The organism is Shewanella aquimarina (assembly GCF_023349185.1).
Classification (GTDB): Bacteria; Pseudomonadota; Gammaproteobacteria; order Enterobacterales; family Shewanellaceae; genus Shewanella; species Shewanella aquimarina.
Map to the genome: position 1 here is coordinate 265991 of NZ_JAKIKY010000004.1, position 22270 is coordinate 288260.

Annotated in this window: 17 protein-coding genes; 9 read left to right on the forward strand and 8 right to left on the reverse strand. The window is 53.3% G+C overall.

Translation table 11 applies throughout. The annotated features are described in order from the left end of the window. Window positions 1–85: 85 nt before the first annotated feature. Window positions 86–760 (reverse strand): YiaD family glycine zipper/OmpA-like lipoprotein, encoded by a 675-nt coding sequence (locus tag L2731_RS07325; protein WP_249252483.1) that lies wholly within the window; start codon window positions 758–760, stop codon window positions 86–88. A 156-nt stretch (window positions 761–916) separates the two neighbouring features. Then, on the reverse strand, window positions 917–1402 hold the full coding sequence (locus L2731_RS07330) for a YcxB family protein (protein ID WP_239849751.1): 486 nt from the start codon (window positions 1400–1402) through the stop codon (window positions 917–919). Between the two features lie 151 nt (window positions 1403–1553). Between L2731_RS07330 and L2731_RS07335 the strand changes: the two genes are divergently transcribed. From L2731_RS07335 to L2731_RS07345, 3 genes are all read left to right on the forward strand, one after another. Next, window positions 1554–1871: a TehB-like domain-containing protein gene (locus tag L2731_RS07335; protein WP_249252484.1), complete on the forward strand. Its 318-nt coding sequence runs from the start codon at window positions 1554–1556 to the stop codon at window positions 1869–1871. A gap of 164 nt (window positions 1872–2035) precedes the next feature. Further along, window positions 2036–2335: a hypothetical protein gene (locus L2731_RS07340; protein WP_249252485.1), complete on the forward strand. Its 300-nt coding sequence runs from the start codon at window positions 2036–2038 to the stop codon at window positions 2333–2335. Window positions 2336–2343: 8 nt separating this feature from the next. Then, a complete protein-coding gene (locus tag L2731_RS07345) occupies window positions 2344–2592 on the forward strand; it encodes a hypothetical protein (protein WP_239849753.1) in 249 nt (82 codons plus the stop codon). A 62-nt stretch (window positions 2593–2654) separates the two neighbouring features. On the opposite strand, the gene L2731_RS07350 is transcribed toward L2731_RS07345, so the two are convergent. Further along, window positions 2655–3077 carry a VOC family protein gene (locus L2731_RS07350; protein ID WP_239849754.1) on the reverse strand — a complete coding sequence of 141 codons (423 nt, stop codon included), beginning with the start codon at window positions 3075–3077 and terminating at the stop codon, window positions 2655–2657. Between the two features lie 112 nt (window positions 3078–3189). Further along, window positions 3190–3795 carry an NAD(P)H-dependent oxidoreductase gene (locus L2731_RS07355; RefSeq protein ID WP_249252486.1) on the reverse strand — a complete coding sequence of 202 codons (606 nt, stop codon included), beginning with the start codon at window positions 3793–3795 and terminating at the stop codon, window positions 3190–3192. Window positions 3796–3935: 140 nt separating this feature from the next. Here L2731_RS07355 and L2731_RS07360 point away from each other — a divergent pair, with 140 nt between their 5' ends. The 5 genes from L2731_RS07360 to L2731_RS07380 all read left to right on the forward strand — a co-directional run bounded on the left by L2731_RS07360 (window position 3936) and on the right by L2731_RS07380 (window position 11092). After that, the gene (locus L2731_RS07360) at window positions 3936–4607 is read left to right on the forward strand and encodes a helix-turn-helix transcriptional regulator (protein WP_249252487.1); all 672 of its coding nucleotides are present in this window, start codon (window positions 3936–3938) and stop codon (window positions 4605–4607) included. Continuing rightward, window positions 4597–5307 carry a pseudouridine synthase gene (locus L2731_RS07365; RefSeq protein WP_249252488.1) on the forward strand — a complete coding sequence of 237 codons (711 nt, stop codon included), beginning with the start codon at window positions 4597–4599 and terminating at the stop codon, window positions 5305–5307. Before L2731_RS07360 ends, L2731_RS07365 begins: the two co-directional genes overlap by 11 nt. A 194-nt stretch (window positions 5308–5501) precedes the next feature. Beyond that, the gene (locus L2731_RS07370; protein ID WP_239851012.1) at window positions 5502–6416 is read left to right on the forward strand and encodes a LysR family transcriptional regulator; all 915 of its coding nucleotides are present in this window, start codon (window positions 5502–5504) and stop codon (window positions 6414–6416) included. A gap of 159 nt (window positions 6417–6575) precedes the next feature. Beyond that, complete coding sequence (locus L2731_RS07375; protein WP_249252489.1) at window positions 6576–8846, forward strand: OmcA/MtrC family decaheme c-type cytochrome; 2271 nt, start codon at window positions 6576–6578, stop codon at window positions 8844–8846. Between the two features lie 197 nt (window positions 8847–9043). Beyond that, window positions 9044–11092, forward strand: coding sequence for an EAL domain-containing protein (locus tag L2731_RS07380; RefSeq protein ID WP_249252491.1), 2049 nt, complete (start codon window positions 9044–9046; stop codon window positions 11090–11092). Window positions 11093–11108: 16 nt separating this feature from the next. On the opposite strand, the gene L2731_RS07385 is transcribed toward L2731_RS07380, so the two are convergent. Both L2731_RS07385 and L2731_RS07390 read right to left on the reverse strand, forming a co-directional pair. Continuing rightward, on the reverse strand, window positions 11109–12647 hold the full coding sequence (locus tag L2731_RS07385) for an MFS transporter (protein WP_041510244.1): 1539 nt from the start codon (window positions 12645–12647) through the stop codon (window positions 11109–11111). Between the two features lie 236 nt (window positions 12648–12883). Beyond that, window positions 12884–15853: an ImpA family metalloprotease gene (locus L2731_RS07390; RefSeq protein ID WP_249252492.1), complete on the reverse strand. Its 2970-nt coding sequence runs from the start codon at window positions 15851–15853 to the stop codon at window positions 12884–12886. A gap of 470 nt (window positions 15854–16323) precedes the next feature. On the opposite strand from L2731_RS07390, the gene L2731_RS07395 reads away from it, so the two are divergent. Next, window positions 16324–18042, forward strand: a complete 1719-nt coding sequence (locus tag L2731_RS07395; RefSeq protein WP_249252493.1) for a methyl-accepting chemotaxis protein — start codon at window positions 16324–16326, stop codon at window positions 18040–18042. 126 nt (window positions 18043–18168) lie between these two features. On the opposite strand, the gene L2731_RS07400 is transcribed toward L2731_RS07395, so the two are convergent. Both L2731_RS07400 and L2731_RS07405 read right to left on the reverse strand, forming a co-directional pair. Then, window positions 18169–21048 (reverse strand): valine--tRNA ligase, encoded by a 2880-nt coding sequence (locus L2731_RS07400; RefSeq protein WP_249252494.1) that lies wholly within the window; start codon window positions 21046–21048, stop codon window positions 18169–18171. 20 nt (window positions 21049–21068) lie between these two features. After that, window positions 21069–21533 carry a DNA polymerase III subunit chi gene (locus tag L2731_RS07405; RefSeq protein ID WP_248976743.1) on the reverse strand — a complete coding sequence of 155 codons (465 nt, stop codon included), beginning with the start codon at window positions 21531–21533 and terminating at the stop codon, window positions 21069–21071. Between the last annotated feature and the right edge of the window lie 737 nt (window positions 21534–22270).

A 22270-nucleotide genomic window follows, 5' to 3' on the forward strand; every position in this document is an offset into this window, starting at 1 on the left:
GGATTTGTGAATCTTTTTTGCGGGAAAGCTTTGGAAGGAGCGTCCCTCGGCTGCAGAGAGCGAGGGACGCTAAAATACTAGCGGGTTAGGCCTTTGGCATTGGGCTCAGTACGATTTCGACACGGCGGTTTTGTGCGCGGCCTTGTTGCGTCGAGTTGTCGGCAATCGGACGAGATTCGCCCATGCCTATAGAGCTGATGCGCTGGTTCTCGATTTCACGAGACATGAGGTAGTTAGCCACTTCAGCGGCACGTACCTGAGACAGGCGCAGGTTGTATGACTCGCTGCCCGAACTGTCGGTGAAGCCCATGATATTCAGCATGGTTTCGTCATATTCCTTGGCCACCAGGGCGACGCTGTCCAGCACGTTCTTGGCGCGGCTGCTTAGCACCGACTGATCGACGCCGAAGGTCACTTCATTTGGCATGTTCAAGATGATGTTGTCGCCGTTGCGGGTGACGCTTACGCCTGTCGATTGTAGCTGTTTACGCAGCTCGGCTTCCTGCACATCCATGTAGTAGCCGATACCACCACCGACCGCGGCGCCTGAGGCTGCACCGATAAGGGCACCTTTACCCCGGTCGCTCTTGCTCGAAGAGGCTACACCGATCGCCGCACCGGCAATGGCACCTATGATGGCGCCGTTAGTCGCCTTGGCGTTTTGGGTCTCGTTGGTATACGGGTTGGTTGTTTGACAAGCCGAAATAAAAAGTGTCGAGCCGGCTAAGATTGCCGCGACGAGTTTCTGATTACTGATCATCGTTACTCCATATTTGGTTTGCCCTGGGGCGGAGACCGTCCTTAGGGCTTGTTGTTATGTGCGCTATTGTCGCATTTTGCTTGCATAATAACAAAGCGAGGCGTTTTTATCGGAATCTATACAAATTTTAATATAACTGCGTCAAATTTAGCCCTGCTAGGCTCCTTTGTTGCGCACAAACTCGCGGCTGGCTTCATCGAGAAAGCGTTTCGAGAGATAGTGTTTTTGGCCGCTAGACAGTAGCAGAAAACCTGTGGTGGTCTCCTGAATGGTGTCGATATCGTCCCACAGCAGGAGTTGTTTAACATAGAGAGATTCTGTTTTGACTCCTTGCTCGTCCAGGGTGAGGCAGGCTTCGTTACCGGCGGCCTTACTCATCATCTGGCGGGCGAGGTACCAGGGACGCTTAAACTTGATACTCAAGGCCTCCAGCACGCCGAGGGCGATGATAAACCAGGAGGCGTAGGCGTTGACCCCCGTTAATAGCAGCGCCAGGCCGACGAGCAGGAAACCCAGTGTCTTAGCATATGCGGTGCGGGGGGCATCTTGGGTCACAGAGGCATCGAAGCACTCGCCATAATAGGCTTTGTCCAGAATAAAGTGTGTGCTGTAGTGAAACGAAGAGTCAGATGAAGCTGTCATGGTCATTGAGATAGCTGAATTTTGGACACAGTGTAATCCCTTATGGATGAAGTGCAATCTTGCCGTTAGCTTGTCTTAGATCTTTGGCAAAATTTAGACTAAGTTTAGCTTTCGGATAGACGGCAACCGGCCGTGATAAGAGAGCTTTATAATGTCATTTGTGCCTAAAGGATATGTGAAGTGTAAGAAGACCCCTGTGTATAGCGAGCAGGATATGCCAGCCATCTACCGTGAGCGGCATTTTACCCGTCACGGCGTGTATGAGCAGATCCATGTGATCCAGGGGGAGCTGATGTTTTTCGGCAACCTAGACAAACAGGGAGAGGTCAATCGCGAGGTGCGCCTGTTGGCTAACGAAACGGCGATTTCCCATCCCGGTTACTGGCACAGTATCAAGCCCCTTACCCCTGATACCCGTTTCGAAATTCATTTCTTCATCAAACCCGATGGGCCGGTCGATCAGGCTTAAGCATGTATTTTGAGGACTCTTATCAACTGTTTCTAACAACAGCTCTTTTCGAGCCGCGATAGCGATAAATTGGCACTTCACAAGCGAGAAGTGAATAAAAGTTAACCTGACTTTCCCCAGGTTAAGTAATAGAGTCCAATGATATTTCTCGCTAAGGAAAGCCGATGAAAACCTCCCCAAACAATTTCTTGAAACATCAGGCCTCGAAACATCAGGCATCGATGGCAACGACAGATAAGGCATCGATGGCAGCGCCAGATAAGGCTGCCGCAACCGAGCCTAATATAGCTACTGCGCCACAGACCGGCTCCTCTTTCATGCAAGACTATTTTGAGATGGATACCGGATTTGCCCTGCTGCAGTCCATGATGCGCTCCAAGACGCTCACTATCATGGTGATCATCTTTCTGCTCGCAGGGGCCGGGTTTGCGCTGTTTCTTCTCAAGATGGCGGCGCAATACTAGGAGGCATTATGTTAGCTGCGAGTCTTACCGAGCTCTTTATCTGGTTTGTCTGGGAGATATGCCTCTCATTTGTTCTCTATACTACCGGTGCCGTGGTGATCGCGCTGCTGACCCTTGGCCGGGTACAGAAGCCCTTGTATTGGCCGGCGCTGTTCCATCGGGAGAAACGCCTAGCGAAAAACGATTTTTATGCCGTCTACCTGGCAGGCTTTTTCTTCTATCTTCTGCTGTTCACCCTAGTCGTTTACTGGGGATAGGCCTTTCGCTGCAAAATATTGCGGCCTATCATACCCAGTTGACTTAAAGTTCGAGGCTGTGATCAGGCGTCGTAGCGATTGCGTTGCGCTGGCAGGTCAGTTAAATATTGCACAAACTCCACCTCATAGCCGTCGGGATCGATAAAATAGACGTTGCGACGGAAGGGATCGTCCTGTCCCACCTTGTCGACCTCGAAACCCGCTCGACTCAGCCTGGCTATCACGCCTTCGAGATCTTGGGTGGTGAAGGCGAAGTGCGCTAGGCCGACCCGATGGCCCTTGAGATCGCGGTTTTCCCCTTCACCGTCATCGTTGAAGGCCAGATACTGATAGTCGTCACCGAAGTGAACCCAGTTGCGTGGCTTGCCATACCAGCTGCCCTTACCGCCGCCACGCACCGACCAGTGAGGGAAGGCGGCGCGGTAGAAGTTGAGACTGGCGTCTAAGTCTGTGACCACGAGATTGATATGTTCTAGCTGGATCATGATTAAATTCCTTCTCTGTTAGCTTGGTGGTATTCCATTAAATTTGTGCAGCTTTAGCGCTCTGGATTTAGCGCTCTGGATTTAGCGCGCTGGCTTTAGCGCTCGCGGCCTGCTACATGCCGTACTGATACTCTTGCTGTTTGGGGTAGGCTTGTTCCCTGTGACGCCGGCGTATGGCGCCGAGGGCGTCGGCGTATTGACCGAGCATATGCAGGCTGTAATCGATACGCTCTCTCAGTCCCTGTTCTCTGGCATCGATTTCACCGTCGCCTAACACCTGCTCGACATTACGAATGATCAGATGATCAGGGATAGGTACCAGCTTGTTGTTCTTCAGGGCATTCATCTTTAACTCGGCGATAGGGTAGGCGCCGCTGATCCCGCTGGTGACCGCGACCAGTAGGGCGGGCTTGTGGGCCGTAGCCTGGTTGTCGCAAAGCAGTAGGAAGTTTTTCAGCATTGGCGAGGCCATGCCGCCCCATTCAGGGGTGATCAGCACCAATGCATCGGCCTGCTTTACCAGAGGGTCGAGCTTGTGCCAGTCGCTCGCCTGGAGTGCGGCCCCATTTCTGTCGCCGTCCCAGAAGGGCAGATCGTAGCGACACAATTCGACATGCTGTATCTCACTGAATTGACTGGCTTGTTCGCTAAGATATCCGGCGACTCTGGCGCTCTGAGAACCTAGACGTTGGCTGGCACTGACGATAAGAAGTTTCATTATGTAAACCTTTTTATTTATTTAATGTTTTATACACTAGTTGCTTTATTTAATTTTGTAAAGACTAAAGTAAATAAAAAAGTTTACTTAATCTCTGAATAGGTAATAATGGGCGCATGTGAGTTCAGAGGAGACGGCGGGTGAGTAAGAAGACCAGCGAAAAGATCATCGACTATATCAAGACCCAGGGGCCTAGTACCGCCAAGGTATTGGCCGAGCAATTTGCGCTGACCACCATGGGGGTCAGACAGCATCTGCAGGCCCTGGAGGATGAGGGGATCTTGAGTATCGAAGATAGAAAGGCCAGTCGCGGTCGCCCTACCCGGTACTGGGGACTTACCGAGAAGAGCTATAAGCTGTTTCCCGATCGTCACGATGAACTCACCAGTCAGCTGATCGACTCGGTGCGGGTGATCTTTGGCGACCAAGGGCTGGATCAGTTGATCGAACATAGAGAGCAGGCGAGTCGGCGCCTGTACCAAGAGGCGCTGTCGCCAGCCGCCGGCCTGGCGGACAAGCTCGCGGTGCTGGCAAGGCTCAGAACACAGGAGGGCTATGTCGCCTCCGTCGAGGCGCAAGATGGTGTCTATTGGCTGCTGGAAAATCACTGCCCCATTTGCGCGGCTGCGACTCGTTGCGCCAATTTTTGCCGCTCCGAGTTACAACTCTTCCAGGAGCTGTTTGCCGGACTGGCTAAGGTTAGCCGAGAGGAGCATATCATAGAGGGAGCTAGGCGCTGCGCCTATAAGCTGGTGCCTTGCACTGAAGTTGAAAAGGCCGAGCAAGCTATGGCGGATGACAATGTCCGCTAAGCGAGCCAGATTGGACAGGTTTATCAGTCAGCAGTGTCAGATCCCGCGCAAACAGGTGAGGCTGATTTTGGCCAAGGGCAGGGTGAGCGTCGACGGTCAGCTGGTGCGAGACGCCGACTGTCAGATAGATCAGTTCTCCCATGTGATGCTTGACGGTCAGTCGCTCAGGCAGGAGGAGGCCATCTATCTGATGCTGCATAAGCCTGTGGGCGTGGTGAGCGCGACCAAGGATAGCGAGCACAAGACGGTGTTGGATCTCTTGCCTGACTATCAGGAAAAGGGGCTGCATATCGTAGGGCGGCTGGATCTCAACACCTCGGGATTGCTGTTACTGACGAATGACAGTCGCTGGTCGAAACGCATCATGTCACCCGAGCACAAGGTGGCCAAGCAGTACCTGGTTAGCCTGAAGGCGCCACTCACCCAGGCTTATGTGAAAGCCTTCGCCGAGGGGTTCTATTTTGCCTATGAGAACATTACCACTCAGCCGGCACAGCTGGAGATCCTCGACGCTCATCTGGCACGCGTCACCCTGTATGAGGGACGTTACCATCAAATTAAGCGGATGTTTGGCCGTTTTCGTAATCAGGTGATGGCACTACACAGGCTCTCCGTGGGGGAGCTAACTCTGGATGAGACCCTGCCCGTTGGCCAATATCGCCCGCTAACGCCATCCGAGGTGGCGAGCATTTCCGGTTAGTAGGGGACATGCCTGCATTGCCCCCGTCTAGCACTTATTTCTGACTTCGACAAGCCAAGCATAATTGTGTGACTAATGGCTATATCGTTTTCTATATTTCTTGTGTTATAAATATTAGATTACTCACATAAACAATAGTATCGATGAGCAATCAAACACTTAAGAAAATCAGCGAACTCGATGTGTTTTGTTTGATGGTGTTTAAAGTCATTTTTCAAACTGGACATGCCAACATAGCGGCAAAGCAGCTTAATGTATCTGCACCTAAAATTAGCCGTTGTTTGAATATGTTACGCGCCACCTTCGACGATGAGCTCTTTTATCGTCGCCAACTCGGGCTCAAGCCCACCCCTATGGCGGAGTTTCTCTACGAGCCCGTATGTCAGTTCTGTGAAGCCGTCTTAAAAATAGAACAGTCTATCAGCGAAAAGAGTAGTGAGTTGGCCAGCGATCGCCTGAGAATCGCTGTCACCTCGAGTATCATGGCCAGCCTCTCCCTGGCTTTTGCCCGTAGCGATGCCAAGACCGCCTTTAGTCAACTTCAGTTTGTGATCTGGGGGGATGACTCAGCCGATCAGATCCATAACGGTGAGCTGGATATGGGGGTGACTTTCGATGCCTGCAACGAGCATTCATTATCGGTCGAGACCTTAGGCTGTCTGAGCAGTGTCTGTCTGGCGGCTAATGAGGAGCATGCCATCTGGACTCAGAGTGAGCCTTTGACCCTAGAGACTATCTGTCGTCACCCCTTTCTCTGCCTGGATGGTAAGGGGTTTAACGACAAGATCGACCCACTAGAGGTGTTCGCTCGCCAAAACGGTGCCGACATAGATTGTATAGAGAGAGTCAGTTCGCGAGATGAATGGTATAGCCATCTGTTGACCATGAACTCGGTGGCTTTCCTGCCTTGTTCCGAGGCCGAGATCTGCGGTGCCTTGCCCGGGATCCGTGTGGTACGCCTGTCTGACGAGGAGGTGGCTCGGCTTCATGGTGAAAGCATGTCGCCCCAATACCTGCTGCTGGAGAATCCTGCCGAGTATCGCCGTTACTCGATGGAGCAGAGAGAATTAATTATCCAGCTTATCAAACAGCTACTGGTTAAATGTTAATTCCACAAATTGAAATTTACACTTTCAGATTTTGAAATTTCTGTTAACGAATCTTTAAATTGCAGTCACAACTTGGACTCAATTATCTAACATTTTGTCGTTACTCCCTTATATTTGAGGTACTGCAATAGCAGAAAATACCTACAAAGGGATATGGCGATGAAAAAAAATAAAATTACCTTATTAGCCATGGCACTCTTTTGTGCCATTGGTGTGAGTGCGTGTGGTGATGGTGATGATGGTAAAGATGGCGCGCCAGGTGAACCTGGCGTTCCTGGTACTCCTGGTACACCTGGTGCACCCGCGGGATCGACTGTTGATGCTGTAGCCACAGCCGCAGACTTCAAACTGACTCTACAACCTGCCGATATCGTAGTAGTAGGAGCTGATGACTTCTCTATTAAGTTCACCGCGACAGGTAAAAATAGTAAAGGAGATGATGTTCCGTTCACTGGCCTGGACAAGGTTGCCCTCTATGTTACCAACCAGGTCGCTAACGCTACTGACAGTGGCGCACCTATGCTCTGGTCAAACAATGCGATCGCAAACGAGTTTGGCTCTAGCATGTACTGTACACCTACCGGTAAGGCAACTGCCCGTGGCGGCGCCGAAGTTAATGCCTGTACTCTGGTGGAAGATCCTGAAAATCCAGGTACATACACAGGTACTTGGGAGCATGACGGTAATGCCCCTGTAGTGGCCGCGGCTGGTGATCCTAACAGCATGTTCCGCGTCATGGTGCGTACCTACAACGTGACCGATGCCAACGGTGAATCGATTTCCGATAAATTACTCTCTACTCCGCTCGATTTCATTCCTGCAACGGGTGAGATGGCCGTATCGGCCAAAGATTCGGTATCAAGCGCCGCATGTATTCAGTGTCACAGCGAGTTGATGGGCTATGGTGATGACGATAAGCGTATTGCTAATATCGGTGCTCACCACAACTATCAGAAAGTGGAAAACTGTATCGCGTGTCATAACCCTGCTTATGCCGCCGATCAAAATGATCCTGAAAAAGGCTTTAACCCTAACTTCAACGCTATGATCCATACCATTCACGCGGGTGGTCATCTTGCAGAGTGGGGTGTGCTGAAAGGTGAAGCATTAGAAGAGTTTGCTGGCGTTCACTTCCCAGCTGAGCTCAACGAGTGTAAGACCTGTCACGACAATGGCAATCAGTGGAAAGAGAACGTTTATCGTGAGGCCTGTGTAGGTTGTCACGTAACGGTTAATTTCGAAACTGGTGAAGGTCACTCTGACTTCCAGTTGCCACAGGCTGACGATTCACAATGTATGAACTGTCACATAGGTAACCTGAGCCCAGAAATAGTGCATAAGGTAGGTAACAGAGCGATTGAACAGGAACAGCTTGTATTTGAATTCCAAGGTGTGACTGTGACTGACAATGGCGATGGTACTAGCGCATTGACAGTGAAGACTAAGGTCACTATCAACGGTGCAGCACCTGTCGATGGTACTATGTTAGATCCATATATTACTATGGCTGGCAAGTTGTTAATTGGTAATGTTGATAGTAAAGGAGCTCCGATTACTGGATTAGGTATGTCGGTTAAAGGTGTGGCAATTACAGGCGGTATCCTGACCACGACTAAGAGCTTCGACTCTGCACGTCTGACAGGTTCTATCTACGTAACCGCTGATATGTTGGTTTGTGCGGCTAGTGGTGAGGTTATTAAGTGTGCTGACGAAGATCGACCTTCGAAAGTGGCCGTAAGCTCACCTATTAAGTACTTCAACCTGGATGACCCTGCGGTTGCACCAATGCAAGCCCGCATGAGCGACCCTGCTCGTGTCACTGTGAGCGAAGCTAAGTGTAACAGCTGTCACGGTAGCCTGACTTATCCTAAGGAAGGACACCATGGTGTGACCGAGTTTACTCAGTGTATGGATTGTCACAACGATAAAAATCCTGGTACTTACTACCCACAAGCCAAGTATCAAACTGGTGAAGTTGACGAAAGCGGTGCTCCAATCACTGCGCCAATAGAAGGTGTAACCTTCGCGCACAAAGATCTGATGACTGCGGCTCACCGTTTCCACTCTGGTACTTACGGTGGTGGTATCTATCTAGATAAGAACCTGGAAACTGTAGGTTACCCAGCGCTAGCGACTGACTGTGAAGCTTGTCACAAAGATGGTGCGACCTTCTTCGCAGCCGATGGTGGTTTGACTTCTGGTAAGCGTTCAGTTCAAGTTTCTGCAACTGAGTTCATCTCACCTGTAGCCGAAACTTGCCGCTCATGTCACATCAGCGCCTCTGCACTCGCTCACTTCGAGAGCAATGGTGCGACCGTGAACGGTAATCCTGATACAACTGCAGACCTACCTGTCGAGTCTTGTGCAACCTGTCACGCCGAAGGCAAGACATACGGTGTTGATAAAGTTCACGCCGGTGGTGGTCACTAGACGCCAACAATAATAACTCTCGCTAAGTGGGCATACCCCTGCTAAATGCCCATTGAGATAGCAATAATCTTGGGGAACCTGACCAGGTTCCCCTTTTTTATGGGCGGAGTTTGCCCAGACTCCCGCAGTTCATTGTCCGTTTTCAGTATCTTGGTCTAAGTTAAATAGATTCAATCTGCAAACATTGGGGCCATAAGTTGGCGGTTAAAGACACCTCATCCAGCCTGTTTCTCATTGCGATAAAAGAGTCTTTTATTGCCCTCCTGCCCTTTATTTTCGTTAACTCCTTGCTGGCTCTGGTTGTTGCCCTGGTCGATGTGTGGCAACCCAGCTGGCATGGCAGTGAGGCCTATGGCTGGCTGAGTCAGTTTAGCCGCCTGTTGTTCAGCTTCTTTCCCCTGTTGGCACTGCTCTCGCTATCCTTTCATTTTGCCAAGTATCTCCATGTGTCGGCGGTCGTGGTGGCGTCCCTCTCTATCGGCAGTCAAATTGCCCTGCATATTCATGGGAGTGAGGCTATCGATCTCAGCCATGGCTTCGATTTTCTGTTTGGCGATGCCAGGGCCATCATCACGCCGATCCTGGTTGCCTACCTGCTGCAACGCCTGATGGCGATTAAGGCGCTTAATCTGCTGCAGAGTAGCAGCCTGAGCAGCTACCTCAAACTGCACCTTAACCTGCTTATTCCATTGATCTTATGCTTCTTTCTGGTCACCACTGGCATCTATTGGGTTGGCGAGCTCCTGGGGCTAGTGCTGAGCCCGCTGATCGACTCCTTAGCCGCGAGCAGTCCCCTGTTTCAGCTATTTGTCAGGGTGTTGGCCACCCATCTGCTTTGGTGTTTCGGTGTTCATGGTGATATCGCCTATATGCTGGTGCTTGGCGTCGATAACGGGCTGCAGCCGGTGGCACTTAACCTGACGCTGTCGCAGTTTACCGATCTCTTTGTGTTACTTGGTGGCAGCGGGGCTACACACTCGCTATTGTTCGCCCTGTTTATCGCCTCGAAAGATAAGAATGCCGTCAATGTGGCCAAGCTCGCCTTGCCCTTCGCTCTGTTTAATATCAATGAGATCCTCATCTACGGCCTGCCGATCATCTTTAATCCCAGGCTGATACTGCCCTTCGTGTTGGTGCCCCTGCTAAATACCATGATAGGCACCTTGTTGATCGTTAGCGGCTGGGTCAGTTTCAGTGGCAATGACTTTCCCTGGATCACCCCCATCTTTCTCAACGGCTACGTGGCGGGTGGTAGCCTGGCACTGCCCCTGGTGCAACTCTTGCTGGTCTGCCTTGGGGTATTTGTCTATCTTCCCTTCGTTAGACGCTACAGCCTGTTGGTGGGCAATAAGGGCTTCGAGCGAGATCTGATTAAACGGGTGCAGCTGCAGCAGGATATCGACAAGATCAGCGAGCGAAACTATGCCCGCCAGCAGTCTGAGGATCTGGCGGCCAACCTCAACCTGGAGAAGACCATCAAGGAGGTGCTCAATGGCGAGTTACTACTTCACTATCAACCTAAGGTGCGCCTGAGTGACCGACAGGTGGTGGGTTTTGAGGCGTTGCTGAGGCTGAGAAATGAGCGTGGTCAGCTGGAAGGCCCCTATTTTATTCCAGCCTTCGATCAGGCGGGTTACTTCAATCTCATCGATACCTTCGTGATTAAACGTGTACGAGACGATATGCAGGCCTGGGCCCGACAAGGTTTCCGGCCCAGGGTCAGCATTAACCTCAATCCCAACAGCGTCCTGAGCCAGGATATTCAGTCTATGTTGATCGAACATTTGGGGGATATAGCCGACAGAGTCGATATCGAGGTGCTCGAGTCTATGTTTGTGGCAGACCTTAACGCCGTCGAGGCGAGCATGGCTCACCTTCGCCAGTTTGGTTTCTCCTTCGTGCTCGATGATTTCGGTACCGGGTTTTCCAGTATTAGCCTGCTGAGTAAGATCACCATAGAGGGGGTCAAGCTAGACAGATCTATCTTGGAGAACATCAAGTATCGTAAGGGGCAGGTGCTTTATCGCCATACCTGCATGCTGTGTCGCAGCCTAGGTTTTAATCTGGTGGCCGAAGGGGTAGAAACCCCAGAGGAGGAGGCCTTCGTTGCCTCGGCTGGGGTATCGACGGTACAGGGCTGGCTATATGCCAAGGCATTGCCTGCCGATGAGGCCAGACAGTATGCCCTGTTACAAGGGCGCGCTAGCCAAGAGGCTGGCGAGGCGGAAATGAAAAGGGAGCCATAGGCTCCCTCTGTCACTATTAGGCGCGCGCCCGTTGCAGGGTCAGCAACCACTTGCCGTAGATGAAGATCCCCACGGCAGAGATGGTGCCTATGGCCGCGATGATATACCAGGCCATGCCTATGTTGTGGCTGTTATAGAGCAGGGTGGTTAGCGACTGCGCCGACTCGCCGGTGAAGCTTACCAGGGTAGTAAAGGCTTCCCCCTGGGGAATAGCGGCGATATCGCTGGCGCTCATGCCGCGCTCAAGCAATAGCTCGCGCGAGAAGATCTCTTTCGAGGCAAACATCTCATACAGCTTAGGACCAAAGTAGCCTTCCAGTCCCCAGCCTATCCCTTGAGGCAGCATCACGAAGCCCAGGTACATGGCCTTCTTGCCCTTAGGGGCGATGTTACCCATGAACTCATTCTTCTTGGGGCTGATCATCATCTCGCCGAAGGAGAACATGGCAATCGCCAACACTATCATCCAGGCTGCGTTGGTGGCGCCGATGAGGACGAAGGCGATGATACTCAGTAGACAGCCCGCCAGCATGGCGGTGGTGATGCGGTATTTGGCGGTCAGCGCCGCCACCAGGAAGCAGCTGGTCATGATCATGCCGGCGTTGAGGTTTAGCATCCCCTCTGGCATCACCTTAGTGCCCGAATTATCCAGGCCGAGCCAGAACTGCAAGATGCCGTTGGAGGTGCCTTCCGGGCCGAACAGGCTGGTGACGATCACGCTGGTATCGACCCACTCGGCGATATGGATCGGCAAGACATCGAACAATGAGTTAAACAGGAACCAGAAGCCGGCGAACACCAGCATGTAGTAGATCACCACAGGCTTCTTCAGCTCATGCAGGGCATCTTTCCACAGGGCTTCCTGGGTGAGCTCGCCGCTCTTGATCTTACGGTTACGTTCGATACGTTCCTCCTTGCCCGGCTCCTTGTAGGCCAGCAGGAAGAGGAAGTTGAGCGAGATGATGGCGGCGCACGCGTAGAAGACGTTGTCCCAGGAGAGCTGACGCATATGCACGGCGACCAGTGGACCGAGGAAGCCACCTATGTTGACCACCTGATAGAAGATCCCCCAGGCCATAGAGGTATTTTGACGGCCGGTGGAGAGCACCAGCGTACCCTGGATCCCAGGTTTGAAGATACCCGTGCCGCCCGCCAGCAGGATGGCGCCGAAGAGGAAACCCCAGAAGTTGGGGAAGAAGGCCATTATCAGGTAACCGGAGATCTTGATGATCGTCGAGGCGAAGATGGTCTCCTTGTAGCCGACACGGTCTGAGATGCCGCCGGTAAATACAGGGATAAAGGTCTGCATCAAGGCCCAGACGGAGATGATAATGCCATAGTCGTGCAGGCTGATCCCCAGGCCGCCCTGTGATACAGGCGCCTTGGCGTAGAGGCCGGCACTGGCTTTCACGCCGTAGTAGGCGATACGTTCGACCAGCTCCATGCCGCCGACGATCCAGAAAATATAACTTAGGCTAGCAATGGAGGCCCACATTCCCAGCTGCTTAACTTCACGCAGATCATTTTCTGCGTAAGCATCATTGGCGTCGCTCATACCCTTCCTTAATTTTATCTTTTTGTTGTGCTGCTTATTGGCAACATCTCGTCTTGGTTAGTGACAAGCGCTCGCTATAGGGGTGATAGCTCGTCATTTGACAGCACACTTTACCTAAAAATGACCCTAAAGACCAAAACCATTCACATTGGGTGGCACTGGTGTGATCAGCAGGTAAAAAAAAGCGAGCACTCCGGCCCGCCAAAAAGGGTGTGACAACAATGTTTTTTTCAGGGTTATAGTGGCCAGGCCTGCTCGCCGTCGACGGCAACCGATTGCAGATCTAAACCAAAACAGTAATCCCCAGGGGCATAGACATAAATCGCCTTAGGCACGGCGGGGTAGGCGAAACTGGCGACCTGTGCCTTGGCGGCATCTGAGGTTGCCAGTCCCCACATCTGGTAGAAGTCGCGATAGTCGAGCCCTGTGGAGAAGCTCATGGCGATCATCAGAAAATCGTTGTTGCTCATCGCCTTGGCCGAGGCTAAATCGAAGCGGCCAAAGCCCAGTTGGTCGCGCTTGGCCAGCCAGCTGGCCTCGTCGGCCTGGGCGCGCTCGAATTCGCGCAGTAAGATGTGCAGCCTGGCCAGAAGATGCCAGCCGTTTTGCAGCGCCCCCTGTTTCTGGGCGGCCACCATGGTCTGTAACATGGTGGCCATGCCGCTCGACCAGCTGGTCAGGTTGGCGGCCTGCACGTAGGCAAAGGGATCGGCCTGGCGCTGACTGGCCTGTAATACCTCAAACTCATCTTGAATCGACAGGCCCTGACACTGAGGCAGCTTGCCCGTCTCTATGTAGGCGCGCGACTTAGTGTAATAGGAGTAAGGATTGGTGGAGGCGTGTCCCTCGTGGCCGTCGAATCTCAGGCGTCCCCGCTCCAGGCCATGGCCCAGCTCGTGGATGTCGCCGTGGCCGGTTGGGCTAAATGACCAGGAGGCGTCGTAAGGGTTGCCCGAGCAGCCCGACCCACAGGTGGGTTGGTCGGCGTTCATATGTTTGACCATGTCGAGTTGATCCAGCTGCCAGCCCTTACTGGCGGCAAAGTTGGTGATCTCATCGACGCTGTCGATCTCCGGCCCCTGAAAGCCAGCCAAGAGGTGCGGATAATTGTGTACATACTGGCTAATGGCCTGGCTCATCTTCTGCGGCGTGTCCCATCTGGGCTCGTGGCTCATGGTCTCTCGCATCTTGGTGAGCCTGGAGTGCACCTCAAAGTGTTCGGTCGCCAGCTCGGCCCAGTCATAATCTCCCTTGGCTAGTGCCTGGGTAAAGCTTTGGTCATCCTTGTCGCTGCGCCAGAAGGGGTGCAGGCCAACCTTACTAAAGGCGAACTCCACCGGCTGATCGTTGGCGCTAAATCTTATCTGCACCGGGCCACCATAGGGAGAGGTGAGGGTGATAGTTTCCCCCGGTTTTATCGCTATGGCGGGTGATTGCAGGTACTTAGGCCGGTTATAGCCCTGGCTGGCATACTCGTGAGTCGAGCCAGAGCGCTGGGTATTGATAAACACCTTGGTCTCCACCGCGCTGCTGTCGGTGCGTTTCACGCTAAAGGTCTGTCCCGGCAGGGCATAGACGCCTGCGGCGCGAAACGGCGCCTTGCTGCTGAGTGATATCGTCTTGTCTACCGGAGTGACATGGGAAAAATCGGTGCGGCTGAAATTGCCGAGATCGACAGGCACAGGGTTGATGGACCGGGTGTTATACACGCTGCTGTCGGCGAAGAGCGCCTTGAGGTAGCTCATCGGCGCCGTGCTGCTGACATCCATGGGGTATTGGATCTCTCTGCGATAGTTATCGCCAAGCAAAATCAGATACTTATATAGCTGATACTCGGCGCTGTCGAAGATGGCCGTCTTCTCTGTGTCCAGACGGTTGATGCTGCTGCGAATATGCGCCAGGGCGCTGCGGTATTCCTCGCTAAAGACGGGATCACAGGTATCGCTACACTTGGCCAGATCAAAGCTTGGGCTTTCGCTTTGCAGCAGTTCCAGCCAGAGCGCCTCGTGGCTCAGCGCCGGGTTAGCCGCCTGCATGGCGAGGTAGTCGCTCCAATCCGCCTTATCCGGGCTGAAGTAATTGCCCGGGCCACCTGGGCCCTGCATGGCAAAGCCCATGGTCCCCAGTACGGTTTGAGTGAGCGGTACGCTGTTCCAGCTATGGCTGTGAAGATAGAGCAGTGGGGTCTTGGTTTGCTTAAGCGCCGCCAACCTTGCCGCGACCTCGGCGTCATCGAAGGCCTCGATGGAGCCGGCGATCACCAGCTCGGCCTCATCCAGGCAGCTCGCCAATTCGCTGGCGACATCACAGCGACTCACCTGCCAGTTGGGGTAGTGGCCGGTGAGCCAGTCGGTGACCCGACTCTTGCTCCAGTCGCTGATAAGGAAGAGGCGGACCTGCTTGGTCGCCGCCAGGTTTTCTTGTGCTTCACCCGTCAGCCAGGCTAGCAGGCGCATCATGCTAGGCTCGAAGGCCAGGTTATTGCCGCTCTGCATGCTGGCGATGATGTCGGTGCCGAAGGCGGCATTGCGCTGGCCCTGCAGGTCACTCGCCGCGGCAAACAAGCGGCCCTGGTTGCCTCGCACCAGCTCGAAACTCTGGTTGAGTGGGAAGCCCTTGCTGGCCAGGGGCATCTGGATCATCTGTGAGTGTTGACCCGAGTCGTAGCTGACTCTGTCTGCCTGATAGATGGTGTTTAAGAAGCTCTTCTGCGCGCTGCGATAGTCTTGGATAAGCGTGAGGCCACGGGCGATCACTTGAGGCTCCAGGTCCTTAATCAGGCTGACATCGCCGCTCTGGCTGGCGGCGCTGATCTTATCCTTCAGCTTGAGGGTGAGGCTGTCCTCGCTGCTCAGGCCGGCGCCGTCGGTGACCTTGAGGGAGAGGACGACCTCTTCATCCTGCAGCAGTTCACTGGCATCCAGGGTGATGGTATCACTGCTCAAACCGCTGAGTTTAACGCTCGGCCCACTGGTCTGTTGCCACTGGTAGCTGGCATCGCCCGGGTTAAACAGGGTAACGCTTGCCTTGAGGGAGAGGGTTTCATGATTCCAGGTTTGCTGATCCGGACCGAGTTCGACACTCGGGGCTTGGGCCAAGGGGGGCGTAACGGTGCCGCCGTTACCCGTATCCGTATTGTTATCCTCTGAACCGCCGCAGGCCGTGAGCCCTAGGGCGATACAGGCGGGGAGTATCCATGGTTTCATTGTTAACACCTCATTTCCATTTTGCGACATTCTGATAGCAATCGTCGCCGAATGCAAATGAAAATAAAAAAATTATTCAATAAAAACAATGGTTAAGACGGTATTTTGACGCCTGCAACTTTTTGACGGTGAGATGACCAAGCGATTTAACGCCAGGAAATCGACCTAGAAGTAACATTTCGAGCCATGGTAGCTTGCTAATGCCGATTACCAGCTATTTCTGAGCTCTTGGGCGAGGCGTTAACGTGAAGATCGGTTAAAAAGATTGGTTAATTGTGATCTACTACTAAATAGGTAATCATATCTGATGGCACTCTGGTGTATTAAGGGTTATTAGTTTAAGTATTATCAGCTTAACTGATTTTACCTGAGCCCAAATTGGTTCAGGATTTTTATCTGGGTGCTTTAATCCAGGTGCTTTGATGCCTGTCGACCCGGATCTAGTGAATTGGCCATAAAAGGAAGCGAATATGTCTGAACAAAACCGCCAGGAGGTACTGGCGATGACGGGAGCATCCGAGCAGGAGGCGGGCTTGATGGAGCGGATCAAGTCGGTACGATTTCAACTAAGACTCAACGTGTTTCTGATCATCTTTGCCTTTATCTTCCTCGGCTACAAGGGGATCACTGGCATGCTGGATGCGGGAGATGCCATAGGTGAACTCTACGGACAGGGGATGCAGCATAGCATCAGGGCCGGTAAGGTGCTCAACGAGCTCGAAAAAGCCAGAAGCGGCCTCTTGCTCGGGTTTCAGCATGACCCCGCCAACGCCTTCGCCGATATGCACAATCATCCCTTGAGTTTCCACATCGATGCCAGTCGTGCCTCAATAAAGGCGCTGCATGAGATCATCGACAATCAGATCCTGGCATCAGACCTTGCCGATGATGAGCGTGCTCAGGTCGACCGTCTAGTGTCGCTGCTGGATAAGGTGACAGAGCAAGGCTTTAACCCTGCCATTGATGCCTTGAGTCAGGGGGAATACAAGCGCTCTAACCAGCTCTTGCTGGAGAAGATCAACCCGCTGTTTAAGGATATTACCAGCCAGGCCCAGGCCTTCCTGGATATGCAGATAGGTGAGGCCAAGGAGAGCTATGAGGCCTCCCAGGAAACCGTCTCTCTCTATATCTGGCTGGTGGCCATCTTCTCCGGCGTCGCCATGCTTGGCATCAGTGTCAGCTCGGTATTTATCATTCGCCGGGTGAGCCTGTCAGTTGTGCAGCTCGAAGAGACGGCGGTGGATATTGCCGCGGGCGATCTCACCAAACGCATTCGTCTCGGCGGCCATGACGAGTTTGCCCATATCGCCGAGCATGTGAATCGCATCGCGGCGGATTTCCAGCAGGCGGTGACCAACACCCATGCGTCTACCTCACGCCTGGCCAGCGCGGCCGAAGAGAATGCAGTGGTGTCGACCCAGACCCAGCGTAACGTGCTGGATCAACAGCAGCAGACCCAGCTGATTGCCACCGCCATTCATGAGTTTACCGCGACGGTGCGCGAGGTCGCCCAGAGCGCCGCGGCCGCGGCCAGTGCCTCAGAGGATGCCAACGGTGCCGCCCACGGTGCTCAGGATGTAGTGGATGAGAGTATCACCGTTATCCAGGCGCTGGCGCAGGAACTAAGCCGTGCCAGTGATGCGATGACCCTGCTGGCGCAGCACTCAAATGAGATAGGCACTGTGGTGGATGTGATCCAGGGGATCTCGGAGCAGACTAACCTGCTGGCGCTCAACGCGGCCATCGAGGCGGCGCGGGCGGGCGAACAGGGCAGAGGCTTTGCGGTGGTGGCCGATGAGGTGCGCTCCTTGGCCAAACGTACTCAGGATTCGACCGAGGAGATCCAGAAGACGATTCAACGCCTGCAGCAGGGGGCGCGAGACTCGATGCAGATGATGCAGAGCGGCACAGATCAGGTACAACTGAGCGTGGATAAATCCTTGATGGTGCGCGATGCCCTGCAGCAGATCTTAAACAGCATCGAGGAGATCAACGCGCTTAACGCGCAGATCGCCACCGCCTCTGAGGAGCAGAGTTCGGTGACCGAGGAGATCAACATCAATATCACCAACATCAGCGAGATCTCTGATCAGACCGCCGAGGGCGCCAGACAGAGCAGCGATGCCACCGAAGATCTCGCCAGGCTGGCGGAGTCCATGGAGGCAGATATCGCCCACTATAAGGTGTAGTCCCAGCCTAATAAAATGAGGCAATAAAAAAGGCAGTCGATTGACTGCCTTTTTCATTTTTCTAGATAAGCACTTACGCTTCTAGCTTAGCCTTCTAGCTTAGCCTTCTAGCTTAGCCTTCTAGCTTTAGCCTTCCAGCTTGGCCAGCTCGGCCTTCTGCTCGCCTAGCTTGTCCATATCCCGTTGGAACTCGGCCAGCTTGGCGCGCTCCTTCTCGATAACCGCTTCTGGCGCCTTGGCGACGAAGCCCTGGTTATTGAGCTTGCCTTCGATACGCTTGGCTTCACCCGCAAGCTTCTCCAGCTGCTTGTCGATACGGGCCATCTCGGCGGCCACATCGATAAGACCCGCCATAGGGATCAGCAGCTCCATCTCGCCCACCAGTTGGGTGGTCGACATAGGCGCCGTCTCATCGTCGGCAAGAATCGTCATAGATTCCAGCTTGGCCAGGGTCGCGAAGAAGGTCTGGTTGGCTTCGACGCGGGCCTTGTCTTGCTCGCTGACGCTGCGTAGCAGGGCGTTAAGCGGCTTGCTCGGCGCGATATTCAGCTCGGCGCGGATGTTACGCACGGCAACGATCACCTGCTTGACCCACTCCAGATCCGCCATGGCGGCTTCGTCTACCTTGTCTGCCTGATATTCAGGGAAAGGCATCAACATCAGGGTGTCACCCTCGACGCCCGCCAGCGGCTTAACGCGCTGCCAGATGGTCTCTGTCAGGTATGGCATCATAGGATGCAGCAGACGTTGCATGGCTTCCAGTACGGTAACCAGAGTATGACGGGTACCGCGCTGCTCGGCTTCGGAGCCGTTTTGCAGTACCGGCTTGGTCAGCTCCAGATACCAGTCACAGAACTGGTTCCAGGTGAACTCGTACAGGGTGTTGGCAGCCAGGTCGAAACGGTAGTTCTCCATGTGCTCGTCAAAGGCCTTAACCGTCTGGTTGAACAGGCCGATAATCCAGCGATCCGCCAGCGACAGCTGCATCTCGCCATAGGCTGCGCCCTTAGGCGACTGAGGACCACAATCTTGATCTTCTGTGTTCATCAGCACATAGCGCGACGCGTTCCAGATCTTGTTACAGAAGCTGCGGTAACCGTCCAGACGCTTCATGTCCCAGTTGATGTCACGGCCGGTAGAGGCCATGGCAGCCAGGGTGAAACGCAGGGCGTCGGTGCCGTGGGCCTCGATGCCTTCGCTAAACTCTTTGCGAGTGCTCTTCTCAATTTTGGCGGCCAGCTGAGGCTGCATCATGTTGCCGGTGCGCTTCTCAACCAGGGCCTCGAGATCGATACCGTCGATCATATCCAGCGGATCCAGTACGTTACCCTTAGACTTGGACATCTTGTTGCCCTGCTCGTCACGGATAAGACCGGTTACATAAACCGTCTTGAACGGCACCTGCGGCTTGCCATCTTCATCCTTGATGAAGTGCATGGTCATCATGATCATGCGCGCCACCCAGAAGAAGATGATGTCGAAACCTGTCACCAACACATCGGTTGGGTGGAAGGTCTTGAGCGCCTCGGTATCGTCTGGCCAGCCTAGGGTTGAGAAGGTCCACAGCGCCGAGCTGAACCAGGTATCCAGTACGTCTGGGTCTTGGCGCAGCACGACAGAATCATCCAGGTTATGCTTGGCGCGTACTTCGGCTTCGTCGCGGCCTACATATACCTTACCGGCTTCGTCGTACCAGGCTGGGATACGGTGACCCCACCACAGCTGACGCGAGATACACCAGTCTTGAATGTCGCGCATCCAAGAGAAGTACATGTTTTCATACTGCTGCGGCACAAACTTGATGTCGCCGTTCTCAACCGCTTCGATGGCGGTCTTGGCCATAGGGGCCACGGCCACATACCATTGGTCTGTCAGTAGCGGCTCGATCACCACGCCAGAGCGGTCGCCGTAAGGCACCTTGAGGGCGTGTGGGTCAATCTTGCCCAGCAGGCCGAGTGACTCGAACTCTTCGACGATGGCGGTGCGCGCCTTGAAACGGTCCATGCCGGCGAAGCGCTCTGGTAGGCTACCGTCTAGCTCGTCGTTGGCGGTGCCATCTGAATTAACCACCTCTGCCTGGCTGCGGATGGCCGCATCTATGGTCAGAATGTTGAACATAGGCAGGCTGTGACGCTTACCTACCTCATAGTCGTTGAAGTCGTGGGCCGGGGTGATCTTCACGCAGCCGGTACCGAACTCCATGTCCACATAGTCGTCGGCCACGATAGGGATGCGACGGTTAACGATAGGCAGCAGGATGAACTTGCCGATCAGCGACTGATAGCGCTCATCGTCTGGGTGCACCGCAACCGCGCTGTCGCCCAGCATGGTCTCGGGACGAGTCGTCGCCACTTCCAGATAGTCTTTACCGTCGGCGGTCAGTTCGCCGTCGGCCAGCGGGTAGCGGAAGTGCCACATGCTGCCCTGCTTCTCTTTGTTTTCGACTTCGAGATCAGAGATGGCTGTGTGTAGCTTAGGATCCCAGTTAACCAGGCGCTTACCACGGTAGATGAGCTCGTCGTTGTACAGACGCACAAACACCTCTTGCACCGCGGCAGACATGCCTTCGTCCATGGTGAAACGCTCACGATCCCAATCGACCGAGGCGCCTAGGCGACGCAGCTGCTTGGTGATGGTGCCACCAGATTGGTTTTTCCAATCCCAGATACGGTCGATAAAGGTCTCACGGCCCAGGTCGTGACGGCTCTTGCCCTCTTCGGCTTCGACTTTGCGCTCCACCAACATCTGAGTGGCGATACCCGCGTGGTCGGTACCCACTTGCCACAGGGTGTTCTTACCCTTCATGCGGTGGTAACGGGTCAGGGTATCCATGATGGTGTCTTGGAAGGCATGACCCATGTGCAGGCTACCAGTCACGTTTGGCGGCGGGATCATGATGCAGTAATTGCCCTTCGACTCATCGCCGTGCGGCTTAAAGTAACCTTTCTCTTCCCAGTTCTGGTACAGAGCCTGTTCGATTGACTGTGGGTTGTATGTCTTTTCCATAGGAGCGTGTGCTTCTCAAACTAATTAATTGGTTGTTGGGTCGTCAGGGGGATCCCTAACTCGCGATACTGGCGATAGCGATCGCGCGCGGTCGCTTTCATAGCAGCATCGTTGGCAACGAAGTCGATAATCTGGCCAAAGTTTACCGCAAATTGCGGCGCTTGGTCTGCAAGATTAATCAGAAGATGACGATTTTTATTGGGGCCCAGTTTATCAAAGCCTATCTCTACTGGCGCACCACCCGTTGGCCCTTCACCTTTGAGGTTGTGGGGCACAAATGCTGTGGGTTCAAATTGCCATAATATTTCGTCAATCTCATAGGCCTGCTGTTGATCATTACAGTGGATATAGACCAGTTGTTGATCGCGATATGCCTGCTCGGCGAGCCGACAGGCAAACAGATAGACATTCTCTCGCTCTGCCTTTGCAACATCGGTTGCGGCAGAAGCTGCTTGTGGCATCAAATAAAACAAGGCGTTAGGCATTATCTGGCTCTATGTTGCTCGAGTATGGCTAGGCGTTGACGAAAGAGAGAATTCTACACCTAAAAGGGGGCGTTAAACCAGAGGGGGAGGGGATTTGTCGAATAACAAATTGGGTAATATTTTTTGGTTGTAGCGTTTGGCTGAATTGTCATTGATTTGGTGTGTTTGAAGCTTTAACCCTCATTGTTATGAATAGCCTGCGGCTCGCTTATGTGCAGATACGGCTTCGGGACGCTTTGCGCCATCCATGGCCGCTTAACGAAAACATCCATGTTTTCGATATCCTCAGCCATATCTACACTGGGTTATTATCTCTCTTCGATTTCCCCGCGTTTGGTAAGCATAGGTATTTGAGTTGTGATAGAGTCAAGCTTGCTGAAGACCAATGCTTTATAGTTTTTAATTGCTTGGCGGCAGGTGCAGTGTATGGATGCACCAGTTTTTTTGGATATTTCCGGATTAGAACTTTAGCTCTCTATATTAGCTAGGGTTAATATTTCTATGTGCTAACGCAGCATTAAGGTGAGAGCAACGCAATATCGAAGCCCCTGCATACCACCTTAAACACTAAACTAAACGCAACGCATAGTAAAAATGCCACACGTTGCGAATCAATCTTAAACAGATTGTATGGTTAATCCTGTTCCATTTTAGGGTAAATTGGAGGCCCACCCTCAATGGCCGTTGAGGGTCTTTATGCAGTAGCTCGATTGAATGGCGGCTCCTCTTACGAGAGA

What these genes read in the sequence shown, in the direction of transcription:
- L2731_RS07365 (WP_249252488.1), top strand. Translation starts at nt 4,597, where the DNA reads ATGTCCGCTAAGCGAGCCAGATTGGACAGGTTTATCAGTCAGCAGTGT.
- L2731_RS07355 (WP_249252486.1), bottom strand. Translation starts at nt 3,795, where the DNA reads ATGAAACTTCTTATCGTCAGTGCCAGCCAACGTCTAGGTTCTCAGAGC.
- L2731_RS07325 (WP_249252483.1), bottom strand. Translation starts at nt 760, where the DNA reads ATGATCAGTAATCAGAAACTCGTCGCGGCAATCTTAGCCGGCTCGACA.
- L2731_RS07385 (WP_041510244.1), bottom strand. Translation starts at nt 12,647, where the DNA reads ATGAGCGACGCCAATGATGCTTACGCAGAAAATGATCTGCGTGAAGTT.
- L2731_RS07350 (WP_239849754.1), bottom strand. Translation starts at nt 3,077, where the DNA reads ATGATCCAGCTAGAACATATCAATCTCGTGGTCACAGACTTAGACGCC.
- L2731_RS07395 (WP_249252493.1), top strand. Translation starts at nt 16,324, where the DNA reads ATGTCTGAACAAAACCGCCAGGAGGTACTGGCGATGACGGGAGCATCC.
- L2731_RS07370 (WP_239851012.1), top strand. Translation starts at nt 5,502, where the DNA reads ATGGTGTTTAAAGTCATTTTTCAAACTGGACATGCCAACATAGCGGCA.
- L2731_RS07400 (WP_249252494.1), bottom strand. Translation starts at nt 21,048, where the DNA reads ATGGAAAAGACATACAACCCACAGTCAATCGAACAGGCTCTGTACCAG.
- L2731_RS07375 (WP_249252489.1), top strand. Translation starts at nt 6,576, where the DNA reads ATGAAAAAAAATAAAATTACCTTATTAGCCATGGCACTCTTTTGTGCC.
- L2731_RS07340 (WP_249252485.1), top strand. Translation starts at nt 2,036, where the DNA reads ATGAAAACCTCCCCAAACAATTTCTTGAAACATCAGGCCTCGAAACAT.
- L2731_RS07405 (WP_248976743.1), bottom strand. Translation starts at nt 21,533, where the DNA reads ATGCCTAACGCCTTGTTTTATTTGATGCCACAAGCAGCTTCTGCCGCA.
- L2731_RS07345 (WP_239849753.1), top strand. Translation starts at nt 2,344, where the DNA reads ATGTTAGCTGCGAGTCTTACCGAGCTCTTTATCTGGTTTGTCTGGGAG.
- L2731_RS07335 (WP_249252484.1), top strand. Translation starts at nt 1,554, where the DNA reads ATGTCATTTGTGCCTAAAGGATATGTGAAGTGTAAGAAGACCCCTGTG.
- L2731_RS07390 (WP_249252492.1), bottom strand. Translation starts at nt 15,853, where the DNA reads ATGAAACCATGGATACTCCCCGCCTGTATCGCCCTAGGGCTCACGGCC.
- L2731_RS07330 (WP_239849751.1), bottom strand. Translation starts at nt 1,402, where the DNA reads ATGACAGCTTCATCTGACTCTTCGTTTCACTACAGCACACACTTTATT.